This window comes from Nesterenkonia sp. K-15-9-6, assembly GCF_052656005.1.
In genome coordinates this window covers 1-365 of record NZ_JBQYEY010000069.1, presented here as the reverse complement: position 1 = coordinate 365, position 365 = coordinate 1, and the positions used below count along the sequence as shown (strand labels likewise).

Genomic DNA, 365 nt, shown 5'->3' with positions numbered 1-365 from the left:
GAGGACGGCGTTGAGGACGGTGTCGAGGACGGCGTTGAGGACGGTGTCGAGGACGGCGTTGAGGACGGTGTCGAGGACGGCGTTGAGGACGGTGTCGAGGACGGTGTCGAGGACGGTGTCGAGGACGGTGTCGAGGACGGTGTCGAGGACGGTGTCGAGGACGGTGTCGAGGACGGCGTTGAGGACGGCGTTGAGGACGGCGTTGAGGACGGCGTCGAGGACGGTGTCGAGGACGGCACTGACGACGGCGTCGAGATCGATCCGTCGGTGACTCTGGATCCGGACACGGTTGCTCCGGGTGAGGACACCACGATCACGGGTGAGGGCTTCGTGCCTGATTCCACGGTCACGGTGGAGGTCACTGA

General features: G+C 65.8%; 1 protein-coding gene. It reads left to right on the top strand.

Annotated elements, in window-relative coordinates; genetic code table 11:
- On the top strand, window positions 1–365 hold a 365-nt coding region (locus tag SD455_RS16645), incomplete at both ends, for a hypothetical protein (protein ID WP_445508751.1).